The following is a 15,270-nucleotide window of genomic DNA, read 5'->3' on the forward strand; positions in this document are numbered from 1 at the left end:
CCGGCGTAGGGTCGACGCATGAGCAGCGCAGAATCCTTCCCGCACCCCGGCGTCGTCCCCTCCTACCTGCTCGCGCGCCTGGCGGAGTCGGGTCGTTTCCCGAAGGCTGCGGCCGCCGCCCGACAGACACTCACCGCCGGCCGCCCGCCGTTCCGCGCCCGCATCGATCTCTCCATCGACGAGAACGGCGACCTCGTCGCGCAGGTCTCCGATGCGCCGAACCGCACGATCAGCGACGCCGGCAACACGCAGCAGCTCCCGGGGGCCGTGGTCCGCACGGAAGACGACGAGCCCGTCGCCGACGCCGCCGTCAACGAGGCTTTCGACGGCCTGGGCGCGACGTTCGAGATGCTGCTTTCGGCGTTCGGCCGCAACTCGCTCGACGACGCCGGCGCTCCCCTCGACGCGACCGTCCACTACGGCATCGACTACGACAACGCCTTCTGGGACGGCGAGCGCATGGTGTTCGGCGACGGCGACGGCGAGGTGTTCCAGCACTTCACGGGCTCGCTCACCGTGATCGGGCATGAGCTCGCCCACGGTGTCGTACAGCACACGGCGAACCTGGAGTACCAGGGCCAGCCGGGCGCACTGAATGAGTCCGTGGCCGACGTGTTCGGCGCCCTCACCGAGCAGTACGCCCTGGGGCAGTCCGCCGACCAGGCGAGCTGGCTCATCGGGGCGGAGATCTTCACGGATGCGGTGGAAGGGTCGGCTCTGCGCTCCATGATCGCGCCGGGCACGGCCTACGACGACGACGAACTCGGGAAAGACCCGCAGCCCGACCACATGAGCGGGTTCGTGCGCACGACGGAGGACAACGGGGGCGTGCACATCAACTCCGGCATCCCGAACCGCGCCTTCGCCCTCTTCGCCCTCGACCTCGGCGGCAACGCCTGGGAGCGCGCGGGCACGGTCTGGTACCGCGCGCTCACGGGCGGGCTGTCGAGCACCGCGACCTTCACGGAGTTCGCCGACGCCACGGTCGCCGCCGCAGCGTCCGTCGGCCAGGAGGCGGTCGCCGCCGCTCGACGCGCCTGGACGACCGTGGGAGTCTATGAGAATGACCGAGGACCCGACTCCGCCTGACGCCCCCGTCGTCATCGCCGTCGTTCGCTCGGGAGGGCTCGCCGGCATCCGTCGTCAGTGGCGCGTGGAGGCCCAGCCGCCAGACACCGAGCAGTGGATCGGCCTCATCGACAGCTGCCCCTGGGACGACGACGTCGACACGGAGCCGGGGGCCGACCGGTTCGTCTGGAGCATCCGCGCCCGCACCCCGTCCGAGCGGCGGGAGCGGGAGCTGCCCGACTCCGCTGTGGACGGTCCGTGGCGCGCCCTCGTCGATGCCGTGCGGGAGGCCGCGCGCGAGAGGTAGCTCGGGGGTGACAATGGACGCATGGGACTCTTCCAGCAGCGACCCGAGGAAGAAGAGAAGCAGTGGGGTCTTCCCTCTGAACCTCTCGAGAGCTCGGCAGCCGACACGCTTGACGCCGCGCCGGCGCTCGACCCGCTGACCCTCGGCCTCGACACCCCGTCCTCGGTGAGCTCGATCGTGTTCCCGGTCGCCCCGCCCGCGCCCGAGGCCGCGAGCACCGAGAACGCCGACCCCGAGGACTGATCCGTGCGACCGCGGCGCGAAAGTGCGTCCGCGGCCAGCGATACGGTGGACGGATGACCATCACCGCCGCCGCAGACGGCTCCGCCCTGGGCAACCCCGGCCCGAACGGCTGGGCCTGGTACATCGACGACGCGAACTGGGCGGCCGGCGGCTCCCCGCACGGCACGAACAACCAGGGCGAGCTCCGCGCCGTCCTCGAACTCCTCCAGGCGACGGCCGGCACCGACGAGAAGCTGCTGATCGAGTGCGACAGCCGCTACGTGATCGACTCCGTGACGAAGTGGATGCCCCGCTGGAAGCGTCGCGGCTGGCGGAAGTCCGACGGCGGGCCCGTGCTGAACCGCGACCTCCTCGAGGGGATCGACGAGGCCATGCGCGGTCGCGACGTCGAGTTCTCCTGGGTCAAGGGCCACGCCGGTCACCCCCTGAACGAGGCCGCCGACGAGCGCGCGAACGCGGCCGCCAAGGCCTATCAGCAGAAGCAGGAGCCGCGTCGAGGCCCCGGGTTCACCCGCGCGACAGATGCGGGGGCCGCCGTCGCCGCCTCCGCCCCGGTCGCCGCTGCCGCTGTCCCTGCGGAAGCCCCGGCATCCTCCTCGACGGCAGCCCCGTCCCGCAGCTCGGCGCCCGTCGCGGAGGCGGACTTCGCTCAGCCGCTGTGGGCCGAGACCTCGGACCTCCTCGACGGACTCGACATCGCCCAGGACGACCCCATCGTGCTGCAGGTGCCGCTGTCCCCCGACGAGCACGCCCGCCTCCGGGACCGCGCCGAGGCGCAGGGCATCACCCTGGAAGAAGCACTCCGCCGCCTGATCTGACGGGGACGGCGAGGCGTACACTCGCAGCATGTCGACTCCCCGCACCATCGGCCGGATCTTCCTCGGCGCCTCGCTCGTGTTCGCCGGCGTCTCCCACCTCACGTTCGCCAGGGAGGAGTTCCAGGCGCAGGTTCCGGAATCGCTGCCGCTCGATCCGGACACCACGGTGCTTGCGTCCGGCGTCGCCGAGGTCGCACTCGGCTCCGCTCTCCTTCTCGCGCGTCGCCGCCGTCGCTCGGTCGGCACCGTCGCCGCTCTCTTCTTCGCCGCGGTGTTCCCCGGCAACGTGGCCCAGTGGATGCATCATCGCGACGGCTTCGGCCTCGACACCGATATGAAGCGCTTCGTGCGTCTGTTCTTCCAGCCGGCCCTCATCGCGCTGGCCCTGTGGTCGACGCGCGCCCCGCGCCGCTGACCGACCCCGCGAGAACAGGCATTCCCGCGAGAACAGGCCCCCACGTCCGCCCGCGCCTGAACCCGCGCGGGAGCCTGATGCGGCGCCACCCCGGGTCCGCTCCGTAGACTCGGCGGATGGCGGAAAGGACGAGGCGACGGTGAGCAGGCGCACCGTCTTCGGCCTGCTCCGACTCTCCGCCGCCGCTGTCTGCCTCATCGCGCTCATCCACCGCCTCGCGTGGGGACTCGGGTCGAACACCATCGCGAGCCAGAACTTCTTCGCGTACCTGACCAATCAGTCGAACATCGCCTTCGTCGTCCTCCTCACCATCGCCGGGATCCTTGCGCTGCGGAGAGCCCGCGACCCGCGGTGGCTCACGGTGGCGCTCGCCCTCGTGCTCACCTGGACGATCACGGCGGGACTCGTGTTCGCGATCCTCGTCTGGCAGGCCGGAGTCCGCGGGATCCGCATCGACGTCCCGTGGTCGGATCAGGTGCTGCACTTCTGGCTGCCCGCGGTGACCGTCGCGGCCTGGGCCCTGGCCCCTGGGCATCGGGCGGTGCCGTGGCGGGTGATCCCGGTGACCCTGGCCTACCCGGTGCTGTGGGGCGTCGCGACGCTCATCCGCGGACCGCTGATCGGCTGGTACCCGTACTACTTCCTCGACCCGCGTCAGGTGAGCGGTCCCGTCGAGTTCACGCTCTCCTGCGCGATCGCGCTGGCCGTGTTCGCCGTCGTCGCGACCGCGCTCGTGCTCATCAGCCGCCTACCGGACCCGTGGGACCGCGCTCGTACGGAACCACCGCCCGAGGACCGCGCCCCGGCCGAGGCCGCGCGCGAGACGGTTCAGGCGTAGAGCGCCAGGGACGCGAGCGCCGCCTCGACGGCCTCCGCGTCTCCGAGCTCCGCGAAGTCCCGCGCCGCCGCGCCGCCCACGATCCCGACGAGCACGTTCTCGCCGGTCGACGGGCGGAGGTTGATCCACGTGGGGATCGCGATGTCGTCGCCGACCGCGTGCCAGATCGCCTCGTCGCCGTCCCAGAACGGCTCGTCCCATCGCAGCCACACCGTCTCGATGGCGCCCATGCCGAGCGCGGACACGGCGCCGCGGTTGTCGAACGGCAGCGGCGGATCGAACTCGATGCCCTGCTCCTGCAGCACGCCGAGGGGCACGGTCAGCAGCACCCGGTCGAAGGAGAGTGCCTCCCCGGTGCCGAGGCGCACACTCACCCCGGTGTCGTCCCACGCGAGGCGGGTGACCGGCGAGCTGAGCCCCACCTTCACGCCGTCCAGGGCGCTCTCGATGAACGGGGTCAGATCGTCGCCGACTCCCTGCTGCGCCGCGTCGGGGAGCGGCGGGGCGAACCAGCTCGACAGGTCAGCGGCGTCCGCGCCCGTGCGTGCCGCGAGGAGCGCGAGGAGCGCGGCGGTCGCCGGATCCTCCGGGTCGATGCCGGCCGCCACCAGGGCGTCCGCTACCGAGGAGTCCTGCGGGGCGGACTGCGCCGCGGTCACCGCGGCCTCCACCGGCTGCGGATCCACGGGGTCGACGTCGCCCTCGGCGGAGCGCCACCGCGAACCCTCGAGGTCGACGAGGTCCCCGTCGCCCTCGTCGATCGTCTCGAGGAGATCCGCGTCGGCCTCACCGAACAGCCACGCGCCGAGCTGCACCGGAATCGGCCAGTCGTCGTCCATGCGGGAGAGGATGCGGCCGCCGACGCGGTCGCGCGCTTCGAACACCGTCACCTGCAAGCCGTCGTCCGCGAGCTGCGCGGCGGCGGTCGCCCCGGCGATCCCGGCGCCGATCACGGCCACCCGCTCGCCGTCCTCGGCGGCGACCGTGAGCTCCCGTGCGGCACGGCGGCCCGAGCGCAGGGCTCCCCGGACGGTACCCGGCGCCTCGTCGTCGGTCGCCTCGCCCGCGAAGAAGAGCCGGTCGTCGACGGGCTGCGCGAGGGCCGTGCGGGTCGCGGCGAGCACCCCCACGGGCGTGAAGCTCGCAGCGCCCCGGGCGAAGGGGTCGGTGGTCCAGGTGCTGCGGATACTGCCGCTCGGAGCGGGGACACCGGGCGGCGGTTCCGGTTCGCGCGTGCGGGTGGGGGTCGGCGTCGGTTCCGGCTCCGGTGTGCAGGAGGCGAGAAGCACGGAGACGGCACCGGCTCCGGCGCCGAGGAGCAGGGTACGGCGCGTGATCCTCATCGTGCCGCCACTTTATCCCGCTTTCGCGCAGGCAGAAGCGCCGGAACAGGCGGCTCTCCACGAGAACCGCCTGCTCCGGCGCGAGTGCCTGCGTGTCAGACGGACAGCAGCTCCCGCTCCAGCCGCGCGAACGAGGCCTCCATGCCGTCGGCCATGCCGGTGGCGAGGATCATGTCCCGCGTCTCCTTGTCCGGGTACTCGATGAGCACCGTGACGAGGGTCGCGCCATCCTCCTCGTAGAGGTTGAGGTCGTTGAGCGTCTCGGTCGGCATTCCCTGCATCCGCTCGGTGGTGACGGCACGCTTCGGGGCGTCGATCAGCAGCGCCTCGCCCTCGAATCCGAACGGCTCGCCCTCCGTGTCGCCCACGGGCGCCCAGGAGTTCCGGTACGACTGGCCGACCTCGGTCGCCGACACGCACTCGGTCATCTCCCACCCGTCCGGGCCGAGCATCCACTGCCGGATGAGGTCGGGCTCGAAGTGGGCCCGCCACACCAGCTCGCGCGGACCCTCGACGAGCCGCGTGATGCGCACGTGCGTGTCGTCCAGCAGCTCCACCCGCGTGCCCTTGCCCTGCGCGTAGTCGCGGAGGTCCTGCAGCACCGCGTCGAGCTGGGCCATGGCCATCCGGGTGCCCTCCACGGCGCCCATCGCGACGACCTGCTCGAGCGCCTCGGCCGAGGTGAAGTGGCTCGTGTTGACCATGCGCGTGCCCTCGGCCGTCGGCTCGAACGTGAAGGTCATGCGCATGGAGGGGAGGTTGGCGTCCGGCGTGCCGTCCTCGTCGGCGAAGGAGTCGAGCACCGTGAAGCTGCGCGGCGCGTCGATCTCCAGGAACTCCCACGTGCCGGACGCCTTCTCCCCGCGGGGACCGTTCATCGTGTAGACGGCTCGGCCGCCGACCGTGTGGTCCCACCGGGTGAAGGTGGCCGGCCAGCCGGGAGGACCCCAGAACCGCTCGAGCTGCTGCGGGTCGGTGTAGGCGGCCCAGACGCGCTCGACGGGCGCGGCGAGGTCGGCCACGACGGTCATGGTGAGGTTCTCGGCATCCGTGATGATGTCCGTGACAGGCATGTCAGTCTCCTTGCGATTCGTTGCGTTGACTGCTGGTGGGGTCGGTGGGGGCCGGCTTCCCCGCGGAGGGGGAGGGCTCGGCCAGGAGATCGTCGAGCCGGGCGATGCGCGACCGCCACAGCTCTTCGTATCGGGCGAGGAGCGCCCTGGCGCGGGCGATCATCTCGGGGTTCGCGCGGACGAGCCGCTCGCGTCCCTCGGCGCGCTTGACGATGAGGTTCGCCGCCTCGAGCACGGCCACGTGCTTCTGGACCGCGGCGAACGACATCTCATACTCGGAGGCGAGGGTCGAGACGGACTGCTCCCGCTCGATCGTCCGGCGCAGGATGTCCCGCCGGGTTGACGTCGCCAGTGCGTGGAAGACACGGTCGACCTCCGCTTCGCTCAACTCCGTTTGTGCAACCATTTGGTTGTACGTTAGACCCGCGCCGGAAGCGTGTCAAGATCTTTTCGCGGCATTCACGCCCCACGGCCGCCCGGCACCCACCCGGTCGCTCGCGCCCAGGCCTCCATCTCCCCCTGCGCCCGGTCGAACCAGTGGTCCTTCGCCCGCGCGTAGTCGTCGAAGTCGCGGTCGTCCCGGTGGGCGGAGGCCAGAGCGGTCTTGAGCGCCGCATACTCGTCGCGCGCCTCCGGGTCCGCCCGCAGCCAGTCCCGGAACAGGAGGGCGTACCGCGCGTTCGACGCCCCGACGCGTCGCACATGCACGATCGCCCGCGCCCTGGCGTCCACGCTCGCGAACAGGCGTTTCGACCACTCGTCCGGGTCGCCGCCCGTCCGGGCGTTGTCCCGGGAGACGCCCGGCGCGTCCGGCACGATGCGCTGCACGTTCACGAAGCCGGCGTCCCCGAGGCGCTGCTCCGCGGCATCCGCGTCCGCGAGGTCGCGCACCCCCACCTGAAGGTCGATGATCGGCTTGGCGCGCAGCCCGGGCACGGCCGTCGAGCCGATGTGATCGACGCGCACCGGGATGCCGTCGAACGCCGTGGCGACGCGGGCGCCGAGGCGAGCGGCATGCGCCGCCCAGTGTGGCGACCACGGCTCGAGGATCGGCGGCGTATCCGGAGGGAGCCGTCGCCCTCTCCGACGCGCGTCGAGGTCCGACGCTCTCGCGAGAAAGCGGGACAGACCCTCCTCGTCGCCGTCCGCGAGAAGCGCGTCGCACCAGGCGGGGCCAGACACATCGCCGATGCCGAGCACGAGATGAGCCGTCGCGGCGGCGTGCGCCACGGTGGCCGCATCGCCGGACCCGAGTCCCGTCACGACCGCATCCGGCCGCGCGGCACGCAGGCGGCGCACGACCACGCCGTCATCGTCTCCGACAACGACCAGGGCGAGGGGCGAGAACACGTAAGCCTCCGAGGAGACTTCAGGCTCAGTTGCGAGCGGATCCACTGGTCGCCTCCTCCGGATTCGTCCCGCCGGAATCGGTACTCCCGCGGCAGACGGTTCCCACAGCGTAGCCAGGCGGTCGAGCATTTCCATTCACATGAATCCACAGCGGTCCTCCGGGCGTAGGCTGGAGGGAAGGACGGACCGTCCGAGAAGATCTCCCGGCACCGCGCCCGCCCGGGAAGGAGCCCGAAAGTGGCTCAGTACGACGTCTCGAACCGCTCGGCGATCGTGACAGGAGCGGGCAGCGGCATCGGCCGCTCGGTCGCCCTGCTGCTGGCGCAGAACGGCGCGGCCGTGGTCGTGAACGATCTGAACGCGGAGAACGCGAACGCGGTCGTCGAGGAGATCCGCGCCGCCGGGGGCACCGCGGAGGCGTCGGTCGGCGACGCGACGGACCCGGCCTGGATCGCCTCGTCGGTCGAGCTCGCCAACTCGCTCGCCCCGCTACGCATCGGCGTCAACAACGCGGGCATCGGCGGCGCGACGGCGCCCACCGCGGACTACGAGGAAGACGCGTGGGACAAGGTGATCGCCATCAACCTCAACGCCGTGTTCCGCAACATGAAGGCGCAGATCCCGTCGATCCTCGCCAACGGCGGCGGCTCGGTCGTGAACATCGCCTCGATCCTCGGCAGCGTCGGCTTCGCCGGCTCCCCCGCCTACGTCACCGCCAAGCACGGCGTCGTCGGCATGACGAAGACCGCCGCCCTCGAGTACTCGGCGCAGGGCGTCCGCGTGAACTCGGTCGGCCCCGGCTTCATCGACACCCCGCTCCTGGCGAACATGGGCGACGAAGCGAAGGACTTCCTCGTGTCGAAGCACCCGATCGGGCGTCTCGGCCAGGCCGAGGAGGTCGCGAACCTCGTGGTGTTCCTCGCCAGCGACGCCGCGAGCTTCATCACCGGCAGCTACCACCTGGTCGACGGCGGCTACACCGCCCTCTGACGAAGAAACGGCATCCGGCTGCCGGGAACCCGAATCCCGGCGGCCGGATGCCGCGGTCGGCGATCGAGAGCCCCCGCTCCGTTCTCGCCATAGCCGTCACCACCCGGGATCCGAGAGCCCTTGAAGAGGATCCCGAGGCGGTGAGGCAGGTCTTGCACCCCTCCGTTATCAGGCGGACATCGCGTGCAGTTCGCGCGATACCGCATCGAGCGCGAGCTCGGGGTCGGTGAGGTCGAGTCCGCCGGTCGAGCCCGCGGCCTGCATGAGACGGGCCAGCAGCGGTCGCTGCAGGGCGACCGACGTCTCGACGACGAAGCGGATCGGGATGGACGCGTGGATCCACAGCGTCTCGGTGCGGTCGGCGCCGGTCTGCACCGTGAGCGCGAACGGCTCATTGCGCCGCAGCTTGGTCACGGTGGCGGCGCGAAGGTGGGCGAGCAGCTCGTCGTCGATCTCGATCGGTTCGGCGAGGTTCGCGTAGGTGAGGGTTCCCATGTTCTTCTCCTCGTGGCAGAAAACCTGGACGAGGATAGTTTACTAGTTTAACTAGTTAAATCAAATCGATCAGGGAAGATCGCCGAGCTCGTCGGTCAGGCGGCGCAGGAAGCGGGAGATCACGGTCGCCTCTTCCGCGGTGAACTCGCCCTCGACGGCGGCCACGCGCTGGGCCAGCTCATCACCCTGGCCATGCAGATCACGCAGGGACGGGCGGAGGACCTTGGACCGGGCGTCCAGGGGGTGCGGGGCGACGACGATCTGTCCCCGCTCCGACATCCGCCGGACGACGCTCGTGACGGCGGCCGTGCTGATACCGAGGTAGGTGGCCAGGTCGCGGGGAGTGACGGGCTTCTCGACGGGCGCGGTGCTGATGAAGTGCATCGCGGCGCGGTCGGTATCGTTGGGTTCGCGCCGAGCCGCGAGACGGCGATTCAACTGCGCGTCGGCGCGACGGAAATCGTCGACATCGCGCGCGAGCGCTGAGGTCGAGACGTCGGTGCTCACGTTTCCCATGCAGAGATCCTCCTTCCCCGCTCTCCATGGTACCTCGACAGCCTGACAGTAAGGCTGACTAGCGATATCCGCAGGCGACCAGGGACTTCCAGAGGTGCGATGATGGAACCCTGCCCCCGAAAGGATGCCATGCCCGAGCGACTGAGTCTCGAGGAGGCGTCGTACATCCGCTACGCCGATCTGCTCGCACGCCTGGAGGAACTCTTCCCCTCCGTCTCGCGACGCCGGATCGAGCAGATCATCGGTGCCGAGACCGACGCGATCACCGGCGGGCTCCTGCGCATCGTCCCGGCCGAGGTCGAGACCGGCGCGATGGAGATGCTCGAGCGGGAGGCCGGTTCCAGCGACGAAGGAGAGGTCGCGTGACCGACAGCACCGGCGAGTTCCACGCCTCCGGGTACTGGTACCCCGACAGTGAGCGCGCCACCACGGTCGACGTGCTCAACATGCTGCGGCGGTACCGCAGCGCCGAGACGGCGATGCGCGCCCGCACGCGCGCGTCCATGGGGATGAACGAGACAGACCTCGTCGCCCTCCGGTTCCTGCTGCGCGAGCAGAAGGCCGGGCGCATCGTGCGGCCCATCGATCTGGCGCGCATGCTCGACATCTCCACCGCGTCGACGACGACGCTCATCGACCGGCTGGAGAAGGGCGGGCACGCCCGGCGCGAACCGCACCCGACCGACCGCCGCGCCGGGATCGTCGTGCCCACCGTGAGCAGCGACGACGAGGTGCGCGCGACACTCGGTGCGATGCACCGCCGGATGCTCTCCCTCGTGGACGACCTCTCCGATGAGGAGCGCGTGGTCGTCATGCGGTTCCTCGTCGGGATGACCGCCGCGATCCAGGAGGCCGCCGAGGCGGACGCCGTGCACGGCGGCGCCGACCTCGTGGAGGAGCCGGCCTAGTCCGACGCCTTCCGCGGACGCCGCTTGGCCAGGAAGCCCGCGAGCAGCACCGCCACGAGCGCCGCGGCAGGCGCGACCACGAGCCCCGCGCGAAGGCTCTGCGTCTCCGCCAGCCACCCGACGAACGGCGGCGACAGCAGGAAGCCCAGCCGCAGCAGCCAGGACACCACGGTGAGCCCGACACCGGGCCGCAGTCCCGGAAGCTCGTCGGCGGCATGCATCGCGGCGGGGATGAGGGTGGCGATACCGAAGCCGACGGCCGCGAACCCGAGGATCGTGCCGGGAACGCTCGGGTACAGCAGCGCGAGCGTCATCCCGGCCGCGGCGATGAGGCCGCCGACCCGCGCCACCCAGCGCTGCCCGAAGCGGTCGGTCATCGGATCCCCGAGCAGTCGCCCGACGAACTGCGCACCGACGAGGGCGATGAACCCGAGCGGCGCGACGGCGGCCGCCGCCCCCAGGGAGTCGCCGAGGTAGAGGGTGGCCCACGAGTTGCCGGCGTCTTCGGCGATGGCTCCGGCCATCGCGATGAGGGTCAGCGCGATGACGGCGATGATCGTCCGGGCCGGGACACCACGGCGGACGGCGCCGGAGATCCCCTGCGGTTCCGCGACGGCGTCCTCCTCGACCTCGTCGTCGCGACCGGGGAGGCAGAAGCGCAGCGCGACGAGGGCGACCAGCGCGAACACCGCGGTCGAGATCCCCAGGTGGACGGCGAGCGGCAGCTGCAGGGCGATCGCGCCCGCGGCCATGACCCCGCCGAGCACCGCGCCGATCGACCAGATGGCATGGAAGGAGTTGATGATGGAGCGTCCGTATCGCCGCTGCACGCGGAGGCCGTGGGCGTTCTGCGCGACATCGGTGATGGCATCGGAGGCGCCGCCGACGAAGAGCGCTATCGCGAAGAGGACGCCGGTCGGAGACAGCGCCGCCGACAGCAGGCCGAGGCTCGTGAGGACGGTGCCGATGACCGCGACGCGGGCCGACCCGAAGCGACGGATCAGCGTGGCCGCCAGGAGTCCCGCCGCGATCGCGCCGGCGGGGAACGCGGCGAGCGCAAGACCGTAGCCGAGGTTGTCCAGCCCGAGGGCGGCCTTGATCTCCGGGTACCGCGGCAGGATGTTCGCGAACAGGGCGCCGTTCGTGAGGAACAGCGCCGAGACGGCGAGGCGCGCGCGGCGGGTGGCGCGATCCGCGGGCCCTCGTCGAATCGATTCGATGGAAGTCACGGATACGACCGTACCCTGCCGCGAGGGGTGCTGGCGACCACAACGGAGGCGGCGAACCGGCGCGCGCAAGCCCGTATCCGGTGTCGGCCCCGGGATCTACGCTCAGAGCATGAGCGAGCTCACCCAGCCCACCGGTCGCGAGGACGCCCTGCGGGCGGTCCCCCGCGACGACGGCTCCGCGCCCCGCGCCCTCGTGCTCGGCGCCACCGGCTACATCGGCGGCCGCCTGACGCCGCGCCTGCTGAACGCCGGCTACCGGGTGCGGGTCCTCGCCCGCGACGCCGCTCGTGCGGCCTCCTTCGGCTGGGGCGAGGAGTGCGAGATCTTCGAGGGGTCCGCCGAGGACGAGCATGCCGTGGCCTCTGCGATGGACGACGTCGACGTCGTGTATTACCTCATCCACTCCATGTCGGCCGGCAAGGGCTTCGAGGAGAGCGACGAGCGCGCGGCGACCACCGTCGCCACGGCCGCTGCCCGGGCGGGCGTGCGGCGGATCGTCTACCTCGGTGGCCTGCACCCGGACGACGTGGAGCTCTCTCCACATCTGCGCTCGCGGGTCCGCGTCGGCGAGAGCTTCCTGGAGTCCGGCGTGCCGACCCTCGTCCTGCAGGCGGGCGTGGTGATCGGCTCCGGCTCGGCGTCCTTCGAGATGATCCGGCACCTCACCGACGTGCTGCCGTACATGCCGGCGCCGAAGTGGGTGCGCAACCGCATCCAGCCCATCGCCGTGCGCGACGTGCTGCACTACCTGCTCGGGGCGGCGCGGGTCGACGACGAGGTGAACCGCGCCGTCGACATCGGCGGACCGGATGTGCTGCGCTACGGCCAGATGATGAACGGGTACGCGGTGGAGGCCGGGCTGCGGCAGCGCGCCATCGCGGCCCTTCCGGTGCTGACCCCGGAGCTCGCGTCGCACTGGGTGAACCTCGTCACGCCGGTGCCGCGCTCCATCGCCCGGCCCCTGGTGGCCTCGCTGCAGAACGAGTGCATCATGAAGGATCACGCCGTCGACACGCTCATCCCGCGGCCCGAGGGCGGGCTCACGCCGTATCGCCGCTCCGTGGCGCTGGCCCTCGGCCGCGTCGACGCAGACGCCGTGGAGACGAGTTGGCAGGATGCCGAGGTCATCGGAGCGCCGAGCGACCCGCTGCCGAGCGACCCGGACTGGGCGGGGCGGACGGTGTTCACGGACAAGCGGTCCGTCGCGACCCGCGCGTCCGTCGCGGAGCTGTGGCGCGTCATCCTCGGGATCGGCGGCGAGAACGGCTGGTACTCGTCGCCGCTGCTCTGGGCCATCCGGGGACTCATGGACCGGGTGATCGGCGGCGTGGGCCTCCGTCGCGGACGCCGCAGCCGCACGGCCGCCCGGGTGGGCGACGCGATCGACTTCTGGCGCGTCGAGGCGGTGGAGCAGACCGAGTCCGGCCATCTGCTGCGGCTCCGCGCCGAGATGAAGGTGCCGGGCGAGGCGTGGCTCGAACTGCGCGCGGTGCCCGACGGCAAGGGCGCCCGCTACGAACAGCGTGCGGTGTTCTTCCCGCGCGGGCTCCTTGGCCGGCTGTACTGGCTCGCCGTGCTGCCGTTCCACGGGCTCATCTTCTCCGGTATGGCCGCGCGGATCACCGCCGCCGCCGAAGAAGGCGATCACGCCGGTTCAGGCGTCCTGCGTGAGGACGTGCCTGACCCGGCGTGATCGCGTGAGTTCTCGCCTCAGTCCTTGTCGGCGGGGGCATCCATCGCGGCATCGACGGCGGCATCCACCTCGGCCGGCGGGATGATGTCGATCGCCTCGGTCGCGGCCTCGTAGACCTCGGCGAGGGTGTCGTCGACGGTGTCCTCATCGATCCAGGCGAGGTCGTCCTCCGAGTGGTCGTACTCGACGGGCACGAGCGCGAAGTCGTCGCCGTACTCCTCGAGCCCCGCCATGACGCTGTGGCGGACGGCGGCCCTGGCGTAGCGGTCGCGCAGGATCAGGGGATCCCGCCGCAGATCCTTCATGAACGCGATCATCATGAACGCCATGATGATCGCGAACGGCAGCGCCGCGATGATCGTGGCGTTCTGCAGCGACTGCAGGCCGCTCCCCTCGGCGCCGCTGACGAGCAGCACGGCCGCGATCACACCGACCAGCACACCCCAGACGACGGCGACCCAGCGCGACGGCTCCGGGCGGCCCTGCTGGGACAGCGTGCCCATGACGAGCGAGGCGGAGTCGGCACCCGTGATGAAGAAGATCGCGATGAGGATGATCAGGATGATGCTGGTCACGAGCGGGAACGGCAGGTTCTCCAGCACCCCGAACAGCACCTCCTCCGGCGGGTCGACGACGAGGCCCGCGCCGTCCATCTGCTGCTGGATGGCCGTCGTGCCGAAGATCGCGAACCACACGAGCGAGATCGCGGAGGGCACGACGATGACGACCGACACGAACTGACGGAGCGTGCGGCCGCGCGAGATCTTCGCGATGAACATGCCGACGAAGGGCGACCAGGAGATCCACCACGCCCAGTAGAAGATCGTCCAGCTCGACAGGAAGGCCTGCGCGGCCTCACCCTGCGAGGCGGAGCGGCCGATCATCGTCGGCAGGTCGCCGAGGAACTGGACCGCGACCGACGGGATGACGTTGAGGATGAGCAGCGTCGGGCCGACGAAGAACACGAAGAACGCCAGCAGGATGGCGACCACGGCGTTGATGTTCGACAGCGCCCGGATGCCCTTGGAGACCCCGGAGACGGCGGACGCAATGAAGCATGCCGTGAGCACCGCGATGACGGCGATGAGGATGCCGTTGCCGAGCGGGCCCATGCCGCTGACGAGTTCCACGCCATGGCCGATCTGCAGCGCACCGAGCCCCAGCGAGGCGGCCGTGCCGAACAGGGTCACGATGATGGAGAAGATGTCGATCGTGCGGCCGACCGGGCCCGTCGTGCGGTTCTCGCCGAGCAGCGGGGCGAAGATCGAGGAGATCAGCGGCGTGCGACCCCGGCGGTAGGCGCCGTATGCGATGGCTCCACCGACGAGCGCGTAGAACGCCCAGGCCTGCGGGCCCCAGTGGTAGAGCACCTGCGTCTGCGCGGTGTGCATGGCCTCGAGGGTGTTCGCCTCGACGGTGCCGGGCGGCGGATTCTCGAAGAAGGTCAGCGGCTCGGCTGCGCCCCAGAACACCAGGCCGATGCCCATGCCCGCCGCGAAGAGCATGGAGATCCACGAGAACATCGAGAACTCGGGCTCCTCGTCGTCGCGGCCGAGCGGGATGCGCCCGTACTTGCTGAAGCCGACGAACAGCATGAACACGAGGATGATTGTGGCGATGGTCGTGAAGAAGAAGCCGAAGTACTCCACGACCCACGCGAGGACCGTGCTCGTGGTGCCGGCGAGGTTGTCGCCCGCGAACACGCCCCACGCGATGAAGGCGAGGGCGAACGCCGCAGCAACGCCGAACACGAGCGGGTCGGTGCGGTAGGTGCGCCCGGTCTCCTCGACCGAGACACCGGGCACGAGCGCCGGGTGTACGCTGCGCGGCGGGACGGTCGTGATGTCGCGGACGATCTTGCGCGCGGTCTCGGAGGCCTTCGCGGCTTGGCGGTGCGTCCCGGTCACGACGGCGTCGGTGCGCGGACGGATCGGGGATCCTGCGGAGCGTTCGGTGGGCTTCTCGTCAGGCGTATCCATGAGAG

At 71.0% G+C, this 15,270-nt stretch carries 18 protein-coding genes; 10 read left to right on the plus strand and 8 right to left on the minus strand.

Annotated elements, in window-relative coordinates; translation table 11 throughout:
- Nucleotides 1-18 precede the first annotated feature (18 nt).
- From CYL12_RS11300 to CYL12_RS11325, 6 genes are all read left to right on the plus strand, one after another.
- Complete coding sequence (locus tag CYL12_RS11300; RefSeq protein ID WP_101847690.1) at nt 19-1,089, plus strand: M4 family metallopeptidase; 1,071 nt, start codon at nt 19-21, stop codon at nt 1,087-1,089.
- Entirely contained in the window at nt 1,064-1,375 is a 312-nt protein-coding gene (locus tag CYL12_RS11305; protein ID WP_101847691.1) for a protealysin inhibitor emfourin, read from the plus strand. Before CYL12_RS11300 ends, CYL12_RS11305 begins: the two co-directional genes overlap by 26 nt.
- 21 nt (nt 1,376-1,396) lie before the next feature.
- Nucleotides 1,397-1,618 carry a hypothetical protein gene (locus CYL12_RS11310; protein WP_101847692.1) on the plus strand — a complete coding sequence of 74 codons (222 nt, stop codon included), beginning with the start codon at nt 1,397-1,399 and terminating at the stop codon, nt 1,616-1,618.
- Nucleotides 1,619-1,671: 53 nt separating this feature from the next.
- Nucleotides 1,672-2,436 (plus strand): ribonuclease H family protein, encoded by a 765-nt coding sequence (locus CYL12_RS11315; RefSeq protein ID WP_101847693.1) that lies wholly within the window; start codon nt 1,672-1,674, stop codon nt 2,434-2,436.
- Nucleotides 2,437-2,464: 28 nt separating this feature from the next.
- Nucleotides 2,465-2,851: a DoxX family protein gene (locus tag CYL12_RS11320; RefSeq protein WP_101847694.1), complete on the plus strand. Its 387-nt coding sequence runs from the start codon at nt 2,465-2,467 to the stop codon at nt 2,849-2,851.
- A 139-nt stretch (nt 2,852-2,990) separates the two neighbouring features.
- The gene (locus CYL12_RS11325) at nt 2,991-3,689 is read left to right on the plus strand and encodes a Pr6Pr family membrane protein (protein WP_233486716.1); all 699 of its coding nucleotides are present in this window, start codon (nt 2,991-2,993) and stop codon (nt 3,687-3,689) included.
- Here the strand turns inward: CYL12_RS11325 and CYL12_RS11330 are convergent.
- The 4 genes from CYL12_RS11330 to CYL12_RS11345 all read right to left on the minus strand — a co-directional run bounded on the left by CYL12_RS11330 (nt 3,680) and on the right by CYL12_RS11345 (nt 7,455).
- Entirely contained in the window at nt 3,680-5,032 is a 1,353-nt protein-coding gene (locus CYL12_RS11330; RefSeq protein ID WP_101847695.1) for a flavin monoamine oxidase family protein, read from the minus strand. The two genes, CYL12_RS11325 and CYL12_RS11330, sit on opposite strands and share 10 nt — an antisense overlap.
- Nucleotides 5,033-5,127: 95 nt before the next feature.
- Nucleotides 5,128-6,105, minus strand: a complete 978-nt coding sequence (locus tag CYL12_RS11335; protein ID WP_101847696.1) for an SRPBCC family protein — start codon at nt 6,103-6,105, stop codon at nt 5,128-5,130.
- Between the two features lies 1 nt (nt 6,106).
- A complete protein-coding gene (locus tag CYL12_RS11340; protein WP_101847697.1) occupies nt 6,107-6,511 on the minus strand; it encodes an ArsR/SmtB family transcription factor in 405 nt (134 codons plus the stop codon).
- Nucleotides 6,512-6,564: 53 nt separating this feature from the next.
- Nucleotides 6,565-7,455 carry a GrpB family protein gene (locus tag CYL12_RS11345; RefSeq protein ID WP_158297168.1) on the minus strand — a complete coding sequence of 297 codons (891 nt, stop codon included), beginning with the start codon at nt 7,453-7,455 and terminating at the stop codon, nt 6,565-6,567.
- A 237-nt stretch (nt 7,456-7,692) separates the two neighbouring features.
- On the opposite strand from CYL12_RS11345, the gene CYL12_RS11350 reads away from it, so the two are divergent.
- Nucleotides 7,693-8,445, plus strand: a complete 753-nt coding sequence (locus CYL12_RS11350) for an SDR family NAD(P)-dependent oxidoreductase (protein WP_101847699.1) — start codon at nt 7,693-7,695, stop codon at nt 8,443-8,445.
- Between the two features lie 168 nt (nt 8,446-8,613).
- Here the strand turns inward: CYL12_RS11350 and CYL12_RS11355 are convergent, their stop codons facing one another.
- Together CYL12_RS11355 and CYL12_RS11360 are read right to left on the minus strand one after the other, a co-directional pair.
- Entirely contained in the window at nt 8,614-8,940 is a 327-nt protein-coding gene (locus CYL12_RS11355; RefSeq protein ID WP_101847700.1) for a DUF7882 family protein, read from the minus strand.
- Nucleotides 8,941-9,009: 69 nt separating this feature from the next.
- On the minus strand, nt 9,010-9,456 hold the full coding sequence (locus CYL12_RS11360) for a MarR family winged helix-turn-helix transcriptional regulator (protein ID WP_101847701.1): 447 nt from the start codon (nt 9,454-9,456) through the stop codon (nt 9,010-9,012).
- Between the two features lie 129 nt (nt 9,457-9,585).
- Here CYL12_RS11360 and CYL12_RS11365 point away from each other — a divergent pair, with 129 nt between their 5' ends.
- Both CYL12_RS11365 and CYL12_RS11370 read left to right on the plus strand, forming a co-directional pair.
- Nucleotides 9,586-9,822, plus strand: coding sequence for a hypothetical protein (locus CYL12_RS11365; RefSeq protein ID WP_101847702.1), 237 nt, complete (start codon nt 9,586-9,588; stop codon nt 9,820-9,822).
- Nucleotides 9,819-10,364, plus strand: a complete 546-nt coding sequence (locus CYL12_RS11370; RefSeq protein WP_233486717.1) for a MarR family winged helix-turn-helix transcriptional regulator — start codon at nt 9,819-9,821, stop codon at nt 10,362-10,364. Before CYL12_RS11365 ends, CYL12_RS11370 begins: the two co-directional genes overlap by 4 nt.
- Here the strand turns inward: CYL12_RS11370 and CYL12_RS11375 are convergent.
- Entirely contained in the window at nt 10,361-11,584 is a 1,224-nt protein-coding gene (locus CYL12_RS11375; RefSeq protein ID WP_199399225.1) for an MFS transporter, read from the minus strand. The genes CYL12_RS11370 and CYL12_RS11375 overlap by 4 nt on opposite strands.
- 118 nt (nt 11,585-11,702) lie before the next feature.
- Here CYL12_RS11375 and CYL12_RS11380 point away from each other — a divergent pair, with 118 nt between their 5' ends.
- A complete protein-coding gene (locus CYL12_RS11380) occupies nt 11,703-13,286 on the plus strand; it encodes an SDR family oxidoreductase (protein ID WP_101847703.1) in 1,584 nt (527 codons plus the stop codon).
- A gap of 17 nt (nt 13,287-13,303) precedes the next feature.
- On the opposite strand, the gene CYL12_RS11385 is transcribed toward CYL12_RS11380, so the two are convergent.
- Nucleotides 13,304-15,265, minus strand: a complete 1,962-nt coding sequence (locus CYL12_RS11385) for a BCCT family transporter (protein ID WP_101847704.1) — start codon at nt 15,263-15,265, stop codon at nt 13,304-13,306.
- Nucleotides 15,266-15,270 lie beyond the last annotated feature (5 nt).

The sequence above is a fragment of the Zhihengliuella sp. ISTPL4 genome (genome assembly GCF_002848265.1).
Taxonomy (GTDB): domain Bacteria; phylum Actinomycetota; class Actinomycetes; order Actinomycetales; family Microbacteriaceae; genus Microbacterium.